General features: G+C 43.5%; 18 protein-coding genes and 1 pseudogene. 16 read left to right on the top strand and 3 right to left on the bottom strand.

The window, feature by feature from the left end:
• Positions 1-55 precede the first annotated feature (55 nt).
• A complete protein-coding gene (locus tag BV455_RS18575; protein WP_042407988.1) occupies positions 56-2986 on the top strand; it encodes a glycoside hydrolase family 78 protein in 2931 nt (976 codons plus the stop codon).
• Between the two features lie 248 nt (positions 2987-3234).
• Here the strand turns inward: BV455_RS18575 and BV455_RS18580 are convergent, their stop codons facing one another.
• Positions 3235-4011, bottom strand: a complete 777-nt coding sequence (locus tag BV455_RS18580) for a DeoR/GlpR family DNA-binding transcription regulator (RefSeq protein ID WP_017434119.1) — start codon at positions 4009-4011, stop codon at positions 3235-3237.
• A gap of 318 nt (positions 4012-4329) precedes the next feature.
• Here BV455_RS18580 and BV455_RS18585 point away from each other — a divergent pair, with 318 nt between their 5' ends.
• The 4 genes from BV455_RS18585 (at position 4330) to BV455_RS20520 (ending at position 6164) form a co-directional block, all read left to right on the top strand.
• Complete coding sequence (locus BV455_RS18585) at positions 4330-4716, top strand: GNAT family N-acetyltransferase (RefSeq protein WP_042408052.1); 387 nt, start codon at positions 4330-4332, stop codon at positions 4714-4716.
• Entirely contained in the window at positions 4713-5210 is a 498-nt protein-coding gene (locus tag BV455_RS18590; protein WP_042407990.1) for a GNAT family N-acetyltransferase, read from the top strand. The genes BV455_RS18585 and BV455_RS18590 overlap by 4 nt, the downstream gene beginning before the upstream one ends.
• 162 nt (positions 5211-5372) lie before the next feature.
• Complete coding sequence (locus tag BV455_RS18595; RefSeq protein WP_042408056.1) at positions 5373-5867, top strand: hypothetical protein; 495 nt, start codon at positions 5373-5375, stop codon at positions 5865-5867.
• A 207-nt stretch (positions 5868-6074) separates the two neighbouring features.
• Positions 6075-6164: a putative holin-like toxin gene (locus BV455_RS20520; protein WP_017434114.1), complete on the top strand. Its 90-nt coding sequence runs from the start codon at positions 6075-6077 to the stop codon at positions 6162-6164.
• A 364-nt stretch (positions 6165-6528) separates the two neighbouring features.
• On the opposite strand, the gene BV455_RS18600 is transcribed toward BV455_RS20520, so the two are convergent.
• Positions 6529-7377 carry an MBL fold metallo-hydrolase gene (locus tag BV455_RS18600; RefSeq protein ID WP_218687542.1) on the bottom strand — a complete coding sequence of 283 codons (849 nt, stop codon included), beginning with the start codon at positions 7375-7377 and terminating at the stop codon, positions 6529-6531.
• Positions 7378-7527: 150 nt separating this feature from the next.
• On the opposite strand from BV455_RS18600, the gene BV455_RS18605 reads away from it, so the two are divergent.
• The 3 genes from BV455_RS18605 to BV455_RS18615 all read left to right on the top strand — a co-directional run bounded on the left by BV455_RS18605 (position 7528) and on the right by BV455_RS18615 (position 10171).
• Positions 7528-7986, top strand: a complete 459-nt coding sequence (locus tag BV455_RS18605) for a YoqH family protein (RefSeq protein ID WP_061579189.1) — start codon at positions 7528-7530, stop codon at positions 7984-7986.
• Between the two features lie 164 nt (positions 7987-8150).
• Complete coding sequence (locus BV455_RS18610; protein ID WP_017434110.1) at positions 8151-8444, top strand: phasin family protein; 294 nt, start codon at positions 8151-8153, stop codon at positions 8442-8444.
• A 50-nt stretch (positions 8445-8494) separates the two neighbouring features.
• Complete coding sequence (locus BV455_RS18615) at positions 8495-10171, top strand: ABC1 kinase family protein (RefSeq protein WP_218687543.1); 1677 nt, start codon at positions 8495-8497, stop codon at positions 10169-10171.
• 380 nt (positions 10172-10551) lie between these two features.
• Here BV455_RS18615 and BV455_RS20835 read toward each other — a convergent pair.
• A pseudogene (locus BV455_RS20835) lies at positions 10552-10635 on the bottom strand (zinc ribbon domain-containing protein); the annotation flags it as partial.
• 214 nt (positions 10636-10849) lie between these two features.
• Here BV455_RS20835 and BV455_RS18625 point away from each other — a divergent pair.
• The 8 genes from BV455_RS18625 (at position 10850) to cydC (ending at position 20144) form a co-directional block, all read left to right on the top strand.
• The gene (locus BV455_RS18625; protein ID WP_245005299.1) at positions 10850-11752 is read left to right on the top strand and encodes an XdhC family protein; all 903 of its coding nucleotides are present in this window, start codon (positions 10850-10852) and stop codon (positions 11750-11752) included.
• A 283-nt stretch (positions 11753-12035) separates the two neighbouring features.
• On the top strand, positions 12036-12626 hold the full coding sequence (locus tag BV455_RS18630) for a nucleotidyltransferase family protein (protein WP_061579186.1): 591 nt from the start codon (positions 12036-12038) through the stop codon (positions 12624-12626).
• Positions 12627-12852: 226 nt separating this feature from the next.
• The gene (locus tag BV455_RS18635) at positions 12853-13335 is read left to right on the top strand and encodes a MogA/MoaB family molybdenum cofactor biosynthesis protein (RefSeq protein ID WP_042408002.1); all 483 of its coding nucleotides are present in this window, start codon (positions 12853-12855) and stop codon (positions 13333-13335) included.
• 42 nt (positions 13336-13377) lie between these two features.
• A complete protein-coding gene (locus BV455_RS18640) occupies positions 13378-13812 on the top strand; it encodes a MoeA family protein (protein WP_042408059.1) in 435 nt (144 codons plus the stop codon).
• A gap of 444 nt (positions 13813-14256) precedes the next feature.
• On the top strand, positions 14257-15663 hold the full coding sequence (locus BV455_RS18645) for a cytochrome ubiquinol oxidase subunit I (RefSeq protein WP_042408005.1): 1407 nt from the start codon (positions 14257-14259) through the stop codon (positions 15661-15663).
• Between the two features lies 1 nt (position 15664).
• Positions 15665-16678 (top strand): cytochrome d ubiquinol oxidase subunit II, encoded by a 1014-nt coding sequence (cydB, locus tag BV455_RS18650; RefSeq protein WP_042408009.1) that lies wholly within the window; start codon positions 15665-15667, stop codon positions 16676-16678.
• Entirely contained in the window at positions 16678-18393 is a 1716-nt protein-coding gene (gene cydD, locus BV455_RS18655) for a thiol reductant ABC exporter subunit CydD (protein WP_218687544.1), read from the top strand. The genes cydB and cydD overlap by 1 nt, the downstream gene beginning before the upstream one ends.
• Positions 18393-20144: a thiol reductant ABC exporter subunit CydC gene (cydC, locus tag BV455_RS18660; protein ID WP_061579184.1), complete on the top strand. Its 1752-nt coding sequence runs from the start codon at positions 18393-18395 to the stop codon at positions 20142-20144. The genes cydD and cydC overlap by 1 nt, the downstream gene beginning before the upstream one ends.
• The last annotated feature ends 145 nt before the right edge of the window (positions 20145-20289 follow it).

Raw genomic sequence — 20289 nt, forward strand, 5'->3', positions numbered from 1 at the left:
AAAAATGATTTTAATAAACGTCTGTTGAAAAAATCAAAGAGAGGAGTAGAAGAGAATGAATGCTTTAAAAGTAAAGGATTTGAGGTGTGAATATAAAACCAATCCACTCGGAATAGATGTAAGAAAACCTCGAATCAGCTGGCGCATTGAATCGGATCGTCGGGGAACGATGCAACGAGCTTACCGTCTTCAAGTTTCTATAGTGGAAAATGATTTTGAAAACCTAGTGTGGGATACGGGATATATAGAGTCAGACCAATCCATTCATATCGAATATGATGGACCAGAACTAACTTCTCGAACAAGATATTATTACCGAGTGAAAATTTGGGACAATTTTGGTCGTGAGTCGGATTGGAGCGAAACTGCTTGGTGGGAAACGGCGCTTCTTGATACCAGCGAATGGAAGGCACAGTGGATTACTCCTGATCCAAACGAGATAGATCCTTTATCTGAACCCGTTTTTCTCCTTCGGAAAAGTTTTGAACTGAAAACAGGAATTTCCGCGGCACGCGTTTATGTAACCGGGGTTGGTCTATATGAATTGTATTTGAATGGAGAACGTGTGGGGGAAGATCTTCTAACCCCGGGTTGGACTAGTTATAAAAAGCGTCTTCAATATCAAACGTATGATGTTACATATCAGCTTCAAGAAGGATCAAATGCTATCGGTATTATGCTCGCGGATGGCTGGTACAAAGGAACATTAGGATGGGAAGGAAAGCGTCACATTTATGGGGATCGTCGTGCAGCCTTGGTTCAACTTCATGTTCAATATGAAGATGGGACGGAAGAATTAATTGTAACGGATACAACTTGGAAAGCCTCGATAGGGCCAATTTTGTATTCGGAAATTTATCATGGCGAAGTGTATGACGCTCGTTTAGAAAAACAAGGATGGAGTAGTGCGCATTTCAATGATGCGGACTGGAAAGGCGTTGTTGTTTGTGATTTACCACTGATTCATTTAGTGGCGCAGGAAAATTGGCCTACTCTCGTAACCGAAACGCTCCGCCCAATCTCTTCTTTCGTGACACCGTCGGGAGAAACGGTGTTGGATATGGGACAAAATATGGTGGGACGGATCCGAATGACAGTCCATGCCCCTGCTGGCACGCGTATCACCCTTCAGCATGCTGAAGTGCTTGACAAAGAAGGAAACTTTTACACGGGAAACTTGCGCAAAGCGAAGCAGACGGTAACATATATTGCAAAAGGGGAAGGTACGGAAGTTTATGCGCCTCATTTCACTTTTCAAGGATTTCGTTATGTGAAAGTGGAAGGATATCCGAATCAAGAAAACGGTCTGCCACTCAACTGCTTTATTGGCGAAGTCATTCATTCGGACATGGAACCGACAGGATATTTTGAATGCTCGAATCCATTAGTTAATCAGCTCCAACAAAATATTCGATGGGGGCAACGAGGTAACTTTGTCGATGTGCCGACCGATTGCCCGCAGCGTGATGAACGTCTAGGCTGGACAGGCGATGCACAAGTGTTCATTCGTACAGCATTGTTTAACTATCAAGGAGCTCCATTTTTTACGAAGTGGCTTCGCGATTTAAGAGCGGACCAATTGTCTGATGGCGGCGTTCCATTTGTAATCCCTGATGTGCTGACTAATTCGATCGGTGAAGCTTCCTCAGCTGCATGGGGAGATGCAGCGGTGATTTGTCCATGGACCGTCTATCTTGTTTATGGGGATAAGCGTTTGTTATCGGAGCAGTATGATAGCATGAAAGCATGGGTGGAGTATATACGAAACCAAGGAAACAATGAGTATCTGTGGAATACAGGGTTTCATTTTGGAGATTGGTTGGCATTAGACGCAAAAGAAAACAGCTATATTGGTGCAACTCCTAAAGATCTCATTGCCACCGCGTTTTACGCTTATTCGACACGCCTTGTTCGCGATGCGGCGGTTGTACTAGAAAAAGCGGAAGATGTAAGAATATATAGTGAACTATTACATCGAATTATTGCGCAGTTTCGTGAAGAATTTGTTACGCCGTCTGGGCGATTAGCATCCCCGACGCAGACAGCTCATGTGCTGGCCCTTATGTTTGATTTAGTGGAAGGAGAAACGAAAAAGCGAATTGCCCATGAATTAAATGAAATGATTATAGAAAACGATTATCATTTAACAACAGGATTTGTAGGTACGCCTTATTTATGCTTTGTTCTTTCAAACAATGGTTACCACGAAACGGCAATGAAACTGTTATTACAGGACACATATCCGTCATGGCTTTATAGTGTGAAGAAAGGTGCAACGACAATTTGGGAGCATTGGGATAGCATTAAACCAGACGGTTCATTTTGGAGCGACGATATGAACTCCTTCAATCATTATGCCTATGGGTCTATAGGAGATTGGATGTATCGTGTAGTGGCTGGATTAGATATGGATGAAACAGAACCTGCCTTTAAGCGCATTCGTATTCAGCCAAGAATCAGCGGTCCCGAATTGACGTATGCAAAAGCATCTTACCATTCGATGTATGGTCTAATTGAATCGTTATGGCATTTGAGCGATGATGAAGTAGAAGTGAAGGTTCAGATTCCTGCCAATACAACGGCAGAAGTACTTCTTCCGGACGCAAAGCTGAAAGAGGTAAAAGAAAGTAGAAGTTCTATAGAATCCGTCACAGGTATTTATTCTGCTATAGAAACAACAAAAGGTGTACAGCTAACAGTTGGATCAGGTGTCTACCATTTTGTATATCCAAATAAGCATGGGCTTAGAGTTACTTTCTCTGCAGATACAAGATTGATTGATTTGTTGGCATATGAGGAAGCGGTACAACTATTGGAAACATACGCTCCAGGAATTACAGCTCAACCGACATTCGGTCAAACGAAGACATATACGTTAAGACAATTAGCAAGTATGCCGAAAGTACCGCTATCGATTCATCAATTAGATGAGATTGTGGAAAAGTTAAATGCTCTTGATCTAAGACAAGCAGCCATCAAAAATTAGAGGTTAAAATGATATTGTGAATATCCAAATGACAGTCAGGTGACACTGATATGTAGGAGAATAAAGGTGCTAATATTCGATTTCTCCCGCAAGAAAATCCCCTTAATACTGAAAGTTTGATCATCTGCGGTGTTTTAGTGGTTAGTGTAAACCAAAGAAAACAGTGCACGTTCCATTCGATTTATGGAACGCGCACTTATTTTTACGTAAACATAATGATGCAGGGAAGTTTGTATTGCTTGACATCATTAGTATGCTGAACGAAGAGTTTCCACTATAGTGAAAGGGACGTTCCTATCTTCTAGTTCCTTTCTACAATGGATATCAATTTTGTTGTCCGTAATAATGTGATCGATATCGCTTAAGGATGCCATGTGCACAAATGTACGAATACCAAATTTGCTGGAGTCCACCATTAGAATCGTTTGATCGGCAATATCCATCATTCTTTTTTTCAATAAAGCTTGCCATTCGTTAGATTCACTTAATCCGTTCTCCAAATGGATCCCTTTACAGGAAAGAAAGGCTTTATCAACATGATAAGTTTCAAGGGATCGTTCTGCTAATGGACCAACATAGGAAAGCGATCTTGGCAGCAGCATTCCTCCTGTAGAAATGACTTGAATTTTTTCTTTTTTGCTTAATTCAATAGCTACTTTGATAGAATTTGTTACAACAGTTAAAGGCATATCAGGAAGCGATTTGGCAAGATACCAAGCTGTCGTGCTGGCGTCCAAAATAATACGGTCACCGCTAGAAATTTGTTTGACAGCCTCTTGAGCAATCGCCTTCTTTTCTGCTACATTAGTAATTTCCCGTTCGGAAAAATCGATTTCGCTTTCATCGCGAATGCTAATAGCCCCTCCATGGCTTCGTTTTAATTTATTTTCTCTTTCCAATTTTTCCAAATCACGACGAATGGTTTCCTCTGTTACTGAAAATAGCTTGCTTAGCTCGGATACACGAACGCTTAATCGTTCGTTTACAATTTCTACAATTTTTTGTTGTCTTTCTGCTGCTAACATCATGAACTCCTTTCCGGTTTGTTTTTCTAAAAATTGTTTGTTTATGTTTGTTTATTTCTGTTTATATCATAACATACTTTTGTTTATTGTCATGATAGTATTTTGTTTATTCAGAAAAAATACGGGATACAGTGGAAAGTTTATAGAAGGAGGCAATGTTGTTAAGGTCGAAAAAATAACATTAACAGTTAGATGAAAAAACAAAAATTTAGAAAAAGCAAAGAAACCATCCGTTCTTGATAACTTTTTCAAAGAGTGAAGGGAAGAAGATAAGTGATCGAAATCAGTCATGATCTATCCAAGGCAAATTGGCAACAGATGAAAGAGGTATATGAATCCGTCGGCTGGACGAAACATACGGAAGAAGTCATCCGGCAGGTATTTGAAGCAAGCAATGTCATTGCACTTGCCTTTTGTGACGGCCGCATTATCGGATTCGGCCGCGCTCTTTCCGATGGCGTGTTTAATGCGGCGATTTACGATGTGGTCGTTCATCGTGATTTTCAAGGGCGTGGCATCGGAAAAGCAATTGTGGAAGATTTGCTTGATCAGCTGCAGCATATTTCTTGCGTTCATTTGATTGCGACGACAGGAAACGAGCCGTTTTACCAACAAGCAGGGTTTAAAAAGGTAAAAACGGCGATGGGGCGGTATCGCAGCCGCGATTTAGCGCGGGAATATTTAGAGGGGGGAGAAAATGCATGAAAATAAGGCATGCGACGGTAGACGATGCGGAAGAATTGGCACATCTTATCTTGCAAGTAGAAAAAGAATCAGACTTTTTATTGTTTGAAGCAGGAGAACGAACTCTCACCCCAAAACAGCAGCGAAGCCAAATCGAAGCAATGCAGAATGAGGAAAACTCCACGATACTGGTGGCAGAGGCGGAAGGAAAACTGGTTGGGTATTTAGTCGCAAGGGGAGGGCGTGCGAGACGAAATAAACATACGGCATATATCGTCATTGGTGTGCTGGCTTCATACAGAGGAAAAGGAATCGGTACGATGCTGTTTGCCGAATTGGAGCGTTGGGCTCGCACGAAAGGCATTCACCGGTTGGAACTGACGGTAGTCGTTGACAATCAACGCGCGGTATCGCTGTATCGCAAAATGGGATTTGAACGGGAAGGAATCAAGCGTCATTCTCTTTTGATAAACGGAAAATATGTTGATGAATATTATATGGCAAAATGGTTGTAATTCGGAGGAAACAAGATGGAACGCATTCATTTTTTAAAGCAAAGCCACTTTTATGAACAAAACGATAATAGGATCGAATTCATCACGATGACAAAAAACCGTCTAATATGAAAACAAGGTACTTTGTTTTCAATTAGCATTGGAGGATTAGAAATGGAAGAAATGAAGCTATTTGTTAAAATCGCTCTGCATCGAATGTATGACCATTATCTGCCTAAATTGCTTCGTTCGATTCAGGCATTCAATACGGAACAATTGTGGGAATGTAATGCGCCAGGTTTGAACTCTGTTGGCGGTATCGTTCTGCATATTTGTGAACACGTGAAAAGGAATACGCTCAGCTATTTGCAGCGTAACATCAAGTTTGATGCAGGAATTGAAGAATATTTTCCTCAGTTAGATTTCACACCGGATATGCTGTCCACCATCGTTCAGGAAACTTTTGATAAATGGAAACATCAGATTACGAATATGATCAACGAGAACAATTACAGTGACATCGATATGCATAGCCTCTTTCATTTGGTCGAACATACGAGCTACCATTTAGGGCAAATTGTCGATAGAGCGAAGAGAATGACGGGAACTTCATTTCAGTTTTGCCAAAACGGATTAAATGAAAAAACGTTACGGTCGATTATCGAAAACGAAAAGTGATAGTGAGGAGAATGAATTAGCTTAAAGAAGGAAAAGAGTGGGAAGCGCAGATACATGCTACTATCCATTTAACAGACGGAAACATCACCTTTTTCCTATTTTGCGAATATATGTTCTTATATTCTGGCAATTTATGATATAATAAACATGCACAGCTACATGCAGGGTGGGCAGTGGCTACTCCCTTAAAGAAGGGAGGTGCCGCTGATGATGACCATTGCCGATGCGCTGACATTAATGATTGCCTTTGCATCGCTCATTGTCACCGTCATCGCTGTATCCAAAAACAAAAAGTAACCCACCCTGCTCGGCCTAAGTGAGGGTAGGTTACTATCCGCTTTCCGGGCCACTGCACTTCTTGCAGTAAGCTGTGTATCTATGGGACATTGGTTGCCGCCAATGTCCTGTTTTTATCTTATTGCTGTTCAACTTTATTATACGCATACAGTGGATGACATGACAAGAAAATTATCTTTGTATTAGTATTATTGGTTTTTTTCACAGGGAAACGTTCGCGGTTGTTGCGCTGGCGTTATACGTTTCGGGTGAACGAAGGCGATGAAGAATGGGAACGATTGCTTGTTGCGGCATATGTGCTATTTAATTACACGTATTGCCAGTAAATATGACGCCTCCCGACTATTTGCGGAAGGCGAATTTGTCAATGAACATATTTTCCGTAATCCGGCACGGCGATGCGGTCAAACTCACGCGCTAGCTTTTCTAATCCTTTCCGCAGTTTGTCACCTGATACTGGCACTCCATGTCCGGTAATAGCCGCTTCTGGCTGCAATGCCGCCAGCTTTCTTACTGATTCGCGGGCGGCGTTCCAGTCGGTCGTATAGTAGCGCGGCGGCCCGCTAATTTCCGTTTCTTGCGTGAACACTTTATATAAAGAATCTTGGCGGACGGTGACAAACGCATCCCCGGCAATTAGCGCGCGGTCTCTGTCGCGAAACAGCGATACATGTCCAGGAGTATGCCCAGGCGTATGAATCCAACGGAAATCAGACAAGTGCGGCACCGTGCCGTCGCTAGGAAGCGGCTGAACATGACTGCCTAAATCGATTGGTTCATTTGGGAAAAACGCTGACATTTTCGCCACCATTCCGCCTTCCACCGACGGGTCTGGCTCCGGATAGCGCGCTTTTCCTGTTAAATAAGGCATCTCTGCTTCATGAGCATAAACAGGAACGTTCCAATATTTCACAAGCTCTATAACCGCCCCGACATGGTCAAAATGGCCGTGCGTTAAGATGATCGCCTGCGGACGGCTGTCGGTACCAAAACGCTTTTCGGTGACAGCGATGATATCGCCCGCTGATTTTGGCATTCCGGCATCCACCAGGACAAACTCTTTTTTGTCAGGATCGCCGACAAGGCAAATGTTGACGATTTGAATCGTATGGCAATATAAATCCGGCCGTACTTCCACGCTCGCACCGCTGGTGACCGAAGTGGCAGGGATAAATTTATAATCCTCGCCGTAACGGAGTTCTTCCTTTGTCATTTCGGCTGGCCTCCTTCCATTGAATGTCCAATGATACTATTCCACTTCCTTTCGTCCGCTATGCGCTTTCGAAAGAAGACAAAGCTGTTTCATAAAAAGACAGTCGAAAAGGAAAACTAACAAAAATGATATGTGCTAGGAGGGAAGTTCATGAAACAATTGGTGTTGGCTTTACTCTTATTTGGATCTGCCGTTTTCAGTCCTGTGCAAACGAAGGCCGCTTCATCTATATCCGTTCCTTGCAGCTTAGTATTAAAGCCAGTAGACAGCAGCTATCCAAACGCGATGGGGGCGGCTCTCGTGTATAAAGTAAAATTGATCACAGGCTCCCCACGCACCAGTATTAGCATTCATGCTCTTCACTTGCCTAAGCCTTCCTCTTTTGGAGATTACGATCGCTTCGAGGGTTTTGCATTCATCCCAAATGTCATTAGCTGGCGTTTCCCGCTTTATCCGACTCCAGAAACGGATGATCCAACATGGGCTGGGCGTCTTGACAGTATAACAGCAGGATTGGAAGGCGTTCAAATACAAGTACGGCTTTCTAACACAAAAACAGGGAAGTTGGGGCCGGTAATCTTAACGAACAGCATCAATTACTGTAAGTAGTTGTTAGGATTACTTCCTGTTTTATCTGCCAATAGGAGGAAATATGAGGAAAATGGGAAAATGAAACTTGAAGGGTATTTTCCTTGCGAATGGAAGAGCTCGACACAAGATTGTGAAAGTGGTATCATAATGGAAACAAAACCATAAAGGAGGTCGCGGCCATTATGAGCATTCTCAAAAAAGGGCTGGCGTTTGGAATTGGATTGGCGTTAGCGAGTAAGGAACAGGCAGAAAAGCTGATTGACGAATTGGTGAAAAAAGGGGAATTGTCGCTCGAAGAATCGAAGGATATTATCGATCAGTGGAAGCAGCAAACAGAAGAAAGAAAAGCAGAATTGCAGCGCATCGTGCGCGAACAGATCAAACAAGTAATCGATAAATTCGATTTGGTGACGAAAGATGAACTGCAACAATTAGAGCAACGAATCCGCCGTTTAGAAGAAAAAGAAGACCAGTAATTGAACGGGGCCGCCCATGATGGCCCCTAGACATTAAAGGGGATGGACGGATGATTGGGAAAAGAATGCGTCATATGAGCCGTTATCGCGATATTGCGGTTGCTTTGCTCCGCCATGGCTTTGAAATGGTGGTCGAGGAAATCGGCTTTTCCCAGTTTCTTTCCCTTCCACAACGGCTTCGTGTGGACAAAAAGGAGAAGAACGGAAAAACGATTGGTGAGCGCATCCGTCTTGTGCTTGAGGAATTAGGACCAACTTTCGTGAAATTAGGACAGCTGGCCAGTACGCGCCCCGATCTGCTGCCGGAAGGCATTATCCGTGAACTGGAAAAATTGCAAGATCAAGTCCCGCCTTTTTCGTTTGACGATGTTCGCCGCATTATTGAGGAGGAGTTGGGAGGGAAGCTGGACCATATTTTTCAGTCTTTTGAGGAAGCTCCGCTTGCCGCTGCCTCCATCGGACAAGTTCATCGGGCGGTCCTTCATTCCGGCGAAAAGGTGGCGGTGAAAATCCAGCGTCCGCATATCGCCGCGATCATTGAAACGGATTTGGAAATTCTTCAAGATTTGACCGTGCTCGCGGAACGCCGCTTAGAGTGGGCGGCGCAATATCGCATACGTGATATATTGGACGAACTATCGAAATCGCTTCGCCTAGAACTCGATTACACCGTAGAAGCGCGCAACGCCGAGAAATTTTCCAAACAGTTTCAAAACGATTCGGCTATTTATGTGCCAAAAGTGTTTTGGGACTATTCAACAAAAAAAGTGCTGACGATGGAATATGTGGAAGGCATCAAACTAGGGGAACTAGAGTGGCTGAAACAACGCGGCTATAACTTAAAAATTCTGGCGAAGCGGCTGGCAAAGGGAATGTTCCAGCAAATTTTCATGGCAGGCTTTTTTCATGGCGATCCCCATCCGGGAAATGTGTTGGCTTTGCCAGGTGACGTAATTGCCTTCATTGATTTCGGCATGGTAGGGCGAATTACTCCAGAAATGAAATATCACTTATCGTCCTTCATTATCGCTTTGATGCGTCAAAGCACCGATGGAGTCATGAAAGCGATCGGGGATATGGGCTTAGTACCGGATGAAGTAGATATAAGACAGCTGCGTCAGGATATCGAGCAATTACGGGAAAAATATTATCATATTCCGTTGAGCCAAATCAGCCTCGGCGAAGCGGTTCAGGATTTGCTTCATGTTGCATTCCGCCACTCGATTCGCATCCCGAGCGATTTAACATTGTTAGGGAAGGCGCTGTTGACGATGGAAGGGGTCGTGGAAAAGCTGGATCCTGACTTTAGCATGATCGACATTGCCGAACCGTTTGGCCGCCAGTTGCTAAAGGAGAGGATGCGGCCGAAAAACGTAGCGGAAATGGCATGGAAACGCCTTTCTGATTATGGGGAACTGTTCGTGGATTTGCCGAAAAATGTAAAAGAATTAACGAGGCTGATGAAACAAGGAAAAGTGCGCTGGGAGATTGGCATCGCTGACTTGGAGTTTTTATTGAGAAAATTAGACCAAATCAGCAACCGCTTATCGTTTAGCATCGTTTTGCTTTCCTTCAGCATCATTATGGTCGGCATCATCATCGGCTCGTCGATGGGCAGACAATCGACATTGCTGTGGAAAATCCCGGCGATCGAGATTGGCTTTTGCGTCGCTACCTTAATGTTTTGCTGGCTTTTATATTCGATTTTTCGATCGGGAAGGTTTTGATGATCCCCACTTACCAGCTAACGTCGGTGAAAGTGGGGATTCTTTAGTGATCTGTCCCTCTTAGTTTGCGTTCTGCCTACCTTTGTCAACCATCTATTTAAAAAAATAGGAGTTTAACTTTTGTACATTTCCTTTCCCGGGAGCCGTTTTCGAAAGGAAGAGGCCTATTTGGCTTCTTTCTTATCAGGAGACGTGACTATGTCAACTACCCAACGGCTTAAGCCGTGAGCTTGCAGCTAGCTAATTGGCTGCCGCGTTCGGATGGTTGACCGCAGCCCTGCGGATATTTTCCGCAGCCACGTTGTTGGCAGGGAGGGAGCATACCCACAAGCGCGACAATAAAACTGCCCCCTTGACGATCTGCTTTCTTTGGCAACATGCCCGCAAATCGGACAGTTGCAGGAAGTATTCTTCGGAGGAACCAATACCATCCGAACGCCAACGATCGCTGCTTTATACTCCATAAGCTTTCTCAACTGATAAAAAGATCAAGAAGAATGTTGATATATAATATACAAATTCACATCATCTCTAATCATTCTTGTTTTCCCACAGCCGTTAAACTACTAAAATAACTTTGCTAATTTGACGGAGTCGAAGATTTTAGAACTAATAATGAATGCTCTATTGACGATTACCCAGGTACAAGGCTCCGCGTACCGCCTGCCGGGTGCCAAAATGATGATGACCGAAACAGGTAATATGTTTGGTACACTCAGCGGGGGCTGCCTCGAATCGGACCTTTATGGATGGGCGGAAAAAGCAATAGAAGAAGGCGAACCTCGACTCGTAAATTATGACCTCAGTGAAAATGAATTATGGTCTCTTGGGATTGGCTGCAAAGGAACGATGGAAGTCGCCATCTTTCCTATTCATTCTGAAGATCCTTTCTGGCGATCGGTGCAGGAAGCCATCGCCCAAGATCGTGCCATCTCACTGGCTATTGAATTGCCAACGGGTATCCGTGTCGTATTTGACGAGAAAAATCCCATCGCCGGCGATATTGACAAGCTGCCAGAAGCTGTCGCGCGGAAGCTGATAGATCGTGTCGAAAATCGTACGAGAGCGGAGATAGCTATAGTCGATAATCGACGTTTTTACATTGACACGATGCGGCCAAACGAACATTTGATCATCTGCGGCGCAGGTCACGATGCCGTTCCAGTGGCGAAGCTCGCTGCCAAATGCGGATTCCGTGTAACCGTGCTCGATCCACGCAAAGAATTTAACGGAGTCAAACGCTTTCCTATGGCCCAACACCTGGTAGCTGAACCTGACGAGATTGATCCAGCACAACTGGAGGGGAACTGGTGGCTAATCATGAATCACTTGCAAATGCGAGACGAAGTTGCACTACGTCTAGCACTGCAGGCAAAACCAAAATTTATAGGTATACTTGGTCCCTTGTCACGTACTCGGGAGATGTTTCAGAATATTGGCGCCGACATGAACAGTGCACCGATTCATGCACCGGTTGGATTGGATGTGGGTGCAGAAACGGTTGAAGAAGTTGCTGTTTCCATCGTGTCTGGAGTTACTCGCAGTGCGATCGGCTCGCCCGGGGCAGCCGCTGCACGGTAGAGAAAAAATTCATGTTTGACGGCTGGGGGCGCCTCTACTTGCAGCGCCCTACCAAATGATCCTTTCTTCCAAGATATTACATTTTGAACATCGGCAAACATGCTAATGTGGTATTGACAAATATTGTGGAAGAATGAACACCTTCGGAACGAAAGGAAGCGTAAAGGGGTCTTGTATGTTGCTTATTGTTCGGCGAAAACATACAGTCGCTTGAAGCCCTCACCTCTGAGCGAAGCGCAGGTGGTGGGTAGTTCACATACTATTTAATTGGTGGGAAAAGTGTATGAACGATATTGGTGCTATTATTTTAGCTGCCGGCATGTCTAAACGAATGGGACAACCAAAACAATTTCTTAACTTGCACGGAAAGCCCCTGTTTCGACATGCAGTTGAAACAGCTGTACACTCGGGACTCCGACCAGTTGTCGTAGTGGGCGGCGAACAGACCGAGTTACTTAAGGAACATACCCGTGATTTACCGGCTATTGTGATTCACAATCCAAATTTTGCTGAAGGGTTGTCGTCTTCGTTAAAGGCCGGGGTGAAAGCTATTCAGGATAAAGTTTCAGCAACATTTATTTTTTTGGCTGATCAACCGTTTATTCCTGTTATGGTTGTTAAGCGGTTGAGGGAAACATATGATATGGCAAAGTCAAAAAATATCAAAATTATCCGTCCCCGCTATGCATCTGTCCCTGGTCATCCAGTCTTGTTTGATGCGGAAATTTTCCCGGAGTTGCTTTGTATTGAAGGAAACCAGGGTGCACAACAAGTCATTCAACAACATTTAGCTGAACTAAAATATGTCGATTTTGACAATCCACTATGGGGGGCAGACATCGACACTCCAGAAGAGTGGCAAAGATACAAATGAGGTACGGCCAGCCCTAACTAGTTTTCTAGGTACAAAGGTTAAACAGACAAGTAAGGCAAACTAATACATAAGAAGTTGCCGATTTTAGTCGTGTAGAGGTTCAGGATATGTGCAAAGTTGCAGATAAAAGCAAAGTAAACGGCCCCATCTACTTGGTGCGGAAAACAGGGGCAAAAGCGGTGACTATGTGTAAGGGAAGACAGATGAGAGGAAGGAGAAGTGACGATTGGGTTGGAAAGTCGGTGTATTAACAGTAAGCGATAGAGTCTTCCACGGTGAGCGAGATGATAGGGGCGGGTTGCTCTTGTGTGAGCTTGTCCGCCGTATTGATGGGGAAGTAGCGGTATATGAGATTATTCCTGACGAACAACCGGTCATTGAGGCAACACTCATTCACTTCGTTGATGAGGTATGCTGTGATCTTGTGCTGACGACTGGGGGCACGGGGTTTGCACCTCGAGATGTGACGCCGGAAGCGACGAAAGCCGTGATTGAAAAGGAAGCTCCCGGATTAACTGAAATGATGCGAATGAAAACACTTTCGAAAAAGAAGTATGCCTCCCTTTCCCGCTCTGTAGCAGGTATTCGCAAAGAAACACTTATTGTAAACTTTCCAGGAAATTCGAAAGGGGTACAAGAATGTTTTGATGTCGTTCAACCTGTCCTTCCCCACGCACTTGTCCTTATAAAAGGGAAGGACGTTCATTAGGGCATGCCTTTCTTAAGTTTAGCAGAAAGAAGGAGACGAAAGATGAGATTTCAGCGAGAAATTGTTGACATTTGGGATGCACAAAAACGTCTTGAATCATGGATTCGCCCACTTGGTACAGAAAAAGTGAAGCTGACGGACAGCATTGGCCGATACCTCGGTGAAAATGTGGTAGCGACGCACGACTTTCCCCACTTTCGCCGGTCGATGATGGACGGGTTTGCCGTCCGGTCGACTGATACAAAAGGGGCCTCCGACGAACGGTCAGTTACTCTGCAAGTTATTGAATCGATCCCATGTGGTGCAGTTCCGACCAAGAAACTGACAGCGAATACGGCTGCGTGCATTATGACCGGCGCGATGATGCCAGAAGGTGCCGACTCTGTCGTCCTCATTGAATTGACGGAACAGATGGAAAAGAATGGTCAAACGTATACGGTGGTTAAAAAGGAGACGACACCCAATGAAAATATATAAGAAAAGGAAAACAACGTCTCTAAGGGCGTTGTTTTTTCATATTAATCTAAACATGGTGAACATGATCTTACATGCAGTAAGATCTTTTACGAATTTCGACGTAATTTTGTAACATATTTGTCAAACTATCAAAGAATTTATGATCGTTTTTTTGTTATAGTATTAGTAAGTTTCTCATTCAATAAAGCTGTTTTCGCCACTCAGAAGGTGACTGTTTTTTTTGTGCGATTTTCACATTTACCATGTTAATAATGTTTAATTTTATGAATTTATGAATATGATATCACCCCAGGCCGTGTTCTGATGAAAGTCCTAAAAGAGGAAATACCATGGGTTAAGGTGCATAGTTATGTGAAGTTTTGAACATATAGTCATCTTTGTGAAAATATGAACATGATGTCAACACAGGTCAAATTCTGGGGAATACTTAAAGGAGGAAATGTCATGGATCCAGTAATGTTGGCAAGGATACAATTCGCTTTGACTACAATCTACCACTTCTTCTTTGTGCCGCTTACCATTGGCCTAGCATTTATTATCGCTTTGATGCAAACGTTATACGTAGTGAAGAAAAATGAGATTTATAAAAAAATGGCGAAATTCTGGGGACATTTGTTCCTGATTAACTTTGCCGTAGGGGTTGTAACAGGAATTATTCAAGAATTCCAATTTGGGATGAACTGGTCGGATTATTCTAGATTTGTCGGTGACGTCTTCGGGGCACCCCTCGCCATTGAGGCATTGCTTGCCTTTTTTATGGAATCTACTTTTATCGGACTTTGGATTTTTGGCTGGGATCGGTTGCCTAAAAAGGTGCACTTGGCAAGCATTTGGCTTGTATCGATTGGAACTATGCTTTCTGGTTTTTGGATTTTAACAGCAAACTCCTTCATGCAAGTGCCTGTTGGTTATGAAATTAGAAATGGCAGGGCAGAAATGGTTGATTTCCTTGCGCTTATAACGAATGGACAATTGTGGGTGGAGTTTCCGCATGTCATCACAGGTGCATTATGTACCGGAGCGTTCTTCGTTGCTGGTGTTAGTGCCTATAACCTATTAAAAAAGAAACATATTCAATTTTACAAGAAGTCCATGAATATCGCCTTAATTATTGGTTTAGTCGGCAGTTTGGGTACTGCCTTCAGCGGACATGCACAAGCACAATATCTTGTGAAAACACAGCCGATGAAGATGGCAGCTGCAGAGGGCATTTGGGAAGATACGCCCGATCCTGCGCCATGGTCAGCATTTGCCTGGATTGATACAAAAAATCAAAAAAATAAGTTTGAACTAAATATTCCTTATGCATTAAGCTATTTATCTTATTCTAAATTTGAAGGCAGTTTAAAAGGAATGAAAACTCTCCAAGCTGAATATGCGAAAAAATACGATCGAATCGTTGGCGAAGGTACGAATTATATCCCTCCAGTCAAAACGACGTATTGGAGCTTCCGTTTAATGGTTGGCTTTGGCATGGCGATGATCTTATTATCGATGATTGGTCTTTATCTGTGGAAAAAGGGACGTCTTCTGCAAAGCAGTAGGTTCTTGAAAATCCTAGTTCCTGCTATTTCATTTCCATTTTTGGCAAACACTTTCGGATGGGTCATGACTGAAGTGGGCCGTCAGCCATGGACGGTATTTGGATTGATGACGACAGCTGACGCTGTATCACCAAATGTTTCTTCAGGAACCATATTATTTTCCATCATGATGTACACGTTGATATTCACGATTCTTGCAGGTGTGATGGTTTATTTGATGGTTCGTGAAATTAAACGAGGACCGGTAGAGCATCAAGATGTAAATTCAGCGGTATCAATAGATCCATTCAATAAGGCAGGTGTTTAAGATGGAATTGAGTGAAATTTGGTTTGTCTTAATCTCCGTACTCTTTATTGGGTTCTTCTTTCTTGAAGGTTTTGATTTTGGTGTAGGAATGTCGACTCGTTTCCTTGCCCGTGACCAAAAGGAGAGGACCGTAATGGTGAATACAATCGGTCCTTTCTGGGACGCGAATGAGGTATGGCTAATAACTGGAGCGGGAGCCATTTTTGCGGCATTCCCGAACTGGTATGCAACGATGTTCAGCGGCTATTACTTATTGATGCTGGTAGTCTTGCTAGGCCTCATTGGGCGCGGCGTTGCTTTTGAATTTCGTCGCAAAGTTGAAGACACGCGTTGGACGAATACATGGGACTGGATGATTTTTTTCGGAAGCTTGCTGCCGCCGTTCCTTCTAGGTGTTCTATTTACAAGCATGCTTAAGGGGATGCCGATCGGTGAAGATATGAATATGGAAGCCGGGTTCTCGGATGTTATTAATATTTATTCCATTTGGGGCGGCTTCACGATTACATTGCTGTGCTTATTGCATGGTTTGACGTTCCTGTCTTTAAAAACAGAAGGAGAGATCAGACAACGGTCGGCTGCATTGGCGAAAAAATTGGTGTTGGCCGTTTTTGGATCACTTGTCGTCTTTGTAGGACTTTCTTCGTTTGTGACAGATATTTTTGAGATGCGCCCTATCCTTGAGCTTATTATTGTCGTATTGATTGTGCTTGCTATTGGATTATCATACTATTTCATTTCCAATAAACGCGAAGGAATGGCATTCACCATGACAGGGCTTGGAATCATGTTAACGGTATCATCGATATTCGTTGGACTGTTCCCAAGGGTGATGGTCAGTTCCTTGAACAAAGCTTTTGATTTAACGGTCTACAACGCATCCAGCGGGGCATATTCCCTAAAAATAATGACAATTGTAGCGGCAACTATTTTACCGTTTGTTTTAGGATATACTATTTATAGCTATTACGTATTCCGCAAACGAGTATCTGACAAGGAGCATTTAACATACTGATGGATAAAGCGTTGTTCTCTTACAAAGAGATGAAGCCGGTTTTAGCTGGGCTGGCGATATTAACGGCTATCCAAGGTGCTATCATTATTATTCAGGCTTATTTTTTGGCAGACGCAATCTCCTCCCTTTTCGGGGGAGATTCGTTTGCCAATGTCTTTAAAAAGTTGGTCATTTTCTTTCTTGCGTTAGTTGTCCGCCAACTGCTTACCGTTTGGAAAAAAAATATAGCCTACCATTTTGCGGCCAAAACGGGTAAAGAGTTTCGGGAATCATTGCTGCAAAAGCTGTTTCAACTCGGCCCTCGTTTTGTAAAAGAAGAAGGCTCCGGACAGACCGTCACCTTGGTTATGGAGGGAATAATGAAATTCCGCCGCTATTTGGAGCTTATTCTTCCGAAATTGATGAATTCGGCAATGATCCCTGCCATGATCTGCATCTTTATCTTTTTTATAAATATCCGCTCTGCTGTCATTTTAGCCCTAGCCGTTCCGATACTTATTGCCTTTATGATATTGCTTGGATTGGCGGCAAAAAGAAAGGCCGATCGCCAATATGAATCCTATCAAATGCTGTCCAACCATTTTGTCGATTCGTTGAGAGGGTTGGAAACCCTCAAATATTTGGGATTAAGCCGGCAGCACATCAACCAAATTATCTTAGTCAGCGAAAGATATCGTCGGGCTACAATGGGAACTTTGCGTATCGCCTTTTTATCTTCGTTTGCACTGGATTTTTTTACAATGCTTTCCATAGCGACCGTCGCCGTTTTTCTTGGAATAGATTTAATAAACGGAAAGATGGAGTTGCGTGCGGCATTGACGATTCTGATCTTGGCGCCGGAGTACTTCCTGCCAATTAGGGAGGTCGGGGCTGATTACCATGCGACGCTTGACGGCAAAAATGCGGGTAAAAGGATTCAGGAAATCCTCGATAAGGAATCGTTGCAGCAAAAACAGGATCCTATTCCCCTTTGGCAATCAACAAGCACATTTTCTGTGAAAGGGGTAAGCGTACATTTTGCTGACAGTGATCGTCCAGCTTTGCAAGATATCCAATTTTCTGTTTCAGGCTCAAAAAAAATTGGAATTATTGGAGCCAGTGGTGCAGGAAAATCGACATTGATTGATATATTAAGCGGATTTTTAACACCTTCGTCAGGTGAATTTCAGATAAACGGTAAGAAATTAACAACTTTATCCCAGTTGAATTGGCAAAGCCAAATAACGTATATTCCCCAACACCCTTATATATTTCATGATACCGTTTTTAACAATATTCGTTTTTATCATCCGGAGGCAACGGTCAAAGAAGTTGAGAAGGCCGCAGAGAGAGCGGGCCTTGCCGAAATGATTCAATCGTTGCCGAATGGATTCGAGACAATCATAGGGGAAGGGGGGCGGAGCTTAAGCGGCGGACAAGAACAACGGATCGCCCTCGCGCGGGCATTTTTAAGCAACCGTCCTATCATCATGCTGGATGAGCCAACTGCCCATCTTGATATTGAAACAGAATACGAATTAAAAGAAACGATGCTGCAATTGTTTAATGGCAAGCTCGTATTTTTTGCTACCCATCGCTTGCATTGGATGCTGGATATGGATCAAATCATTGTTCTTGATCAAGGCAAAATAGTCGAAATCGGAACGCACGAACAGTTAATAAGGAAGAATTCTACTTATTATCAGCTTGTTAAAACACAAATGGAGGGCATCTAATGGAAAATTGGATCTTCCCATATTTGCGTCAATATCGCGGCTTGTTTGCGCTGGCGATTCTTCTTGGTTCGCTTACCATTCTCTTTGGCGGAGCATTGATGTTTACTTCGGGTTATTTAATTTCGAAAGCGGCGACACAACCTGAATCCATTTTAATGGTTTATGTGCCGATTGTCGGTGTCCGTGCATTCGGAATTGCCCGGGCTGTGCTTAGCTATGTGGGAAGACTGGCAGGACACCAATTGGTTTTGAAAATCCTTTCCGACATGCGCGCCCGCTTATATAAAATCATTGAGCCGCAAGCATTGTTTCTTCGTTCCCGCTTGCGCACGGGTGACATTCTTGGTGCCCTCGCCGATGATATTGAACATTTGCAGGATTTTTATTTAAAAATACTGTTTCCTTCAATCGTTTCATTAGCTATTTACACAGTGATCATTATTTGCGCAGGACTTTTCTCGATTCCATTCGCCATTCTCCTGGCTGTATTCATAGGGTTGTTGGTTTTTGTCGGCCCAATTATTTCCTACATTTATATGAAAACAAAAAATGAACAATGGAAAAGGAGAAAACACCAACTTTATCAACAGTTTACCGATACGATTTTTGGCATAAGCGACTGGATATTCAGCGGGAAATACGCGACTTATATTCAGCGATACGAAACACAAGAACAAAAACTGCTTGAACTGGAAACGAAAAAACATTCCTTTGTGAACTGGCGGGACGTTTTAAATCAGATTGTGCTTGGCGCCATTGTCATCATAGCCATCTATTGGGCCAACGAGCAAACGCTAAGAGGAGAATTCTCGCCCACGGTGATTGCTGCTTGCGGTCTTGCAGCCCTGTCCTTAGTGGGATCTTTTTTGCCGCTTGCAGGGGCGGTTAGTGAAACATCATCCTATCAAGATTCATTAAAGCGTCTTGAAGCCATTCAACCACAGTCCCCTCCACTTCAGATAGAAGCAGATGGACGGAAAGATTCACTAAACTTATCTCAAGTAACGATTGAAATAAACCATTTGTCATTTGGATATACTTCTGAAACACCGCTGCTGGACGATTTTAGTTTAAAAATAGGACAGGGGGAGAAGATTGCCATCATCGGATGCAGCGGATCCGGAAAATCGACATTGTTGAAATTAATTCAAGGAGCGCTTGTACCGACTCGTGGGGAAGTTCTTATAAATGGAATGAACGCACATGAGTTGGCTTCGGCTGTTCCAAAATTAATGGCTGTTCTCAACCAAAAGCCTTATTTATTCAATACATCCGTCATGAACAACATCCGCCTCGGCAACCCGGAAGCAACAGATGAAGAAGTATATGAAGCAGCTAAGATGGTTCAATTGCATGAGATGATTATGCAATTGCCTAAAGGGTATGAGACGAACATGCATGAAACAGGTTCTCGCTTTTCCGGCGGTGAACGGCAAAGAATAGCACTGGCACGGATATTATTGCAAAACACTCCGATAGTCATCATGGATGAACCTACAGTTGGGCTCGATCCAATCACAGAAGCAAACTTATTGGCTACCATTTTCGCTACACTGAAGGGAAAAACGATCATTTGGGTAACGCACCATTTGATGGGCGTGGAGAAAATGGATCGTATCCTTTTCCTTGAAAACGGGAAAATTACCATGGATGGCAGCCATCAACAACTGCTTAAAAGTGAGGAGAGATATCGACGATTATATGCACTGGATCGTCCGCTTTACAGGGGGGAGTGGGGTAATGGGCTGTGATTCATATTCAGCCTCCAACGAAAGAAGGGGGTTAAAACCTCATTGTTTCTGTCCATGCTAGCAATATCAAGAATGGACAGAAGGTGAGGACGGTGAATTGAGAACAAATATCCACCATCCAAATAGAAGGAAAAAGCATTTGCTT

This window comes from Parageobacillus caldoxylosilyticus, assembly GCF_019272935.1.
Taxonomy (GTDB): Bacteria; Bacillota; Bacilli; order Bacillales; family Anoxybacillaceae; genus Saccharococcus; species Saccharococcus caldoxylosilyticus.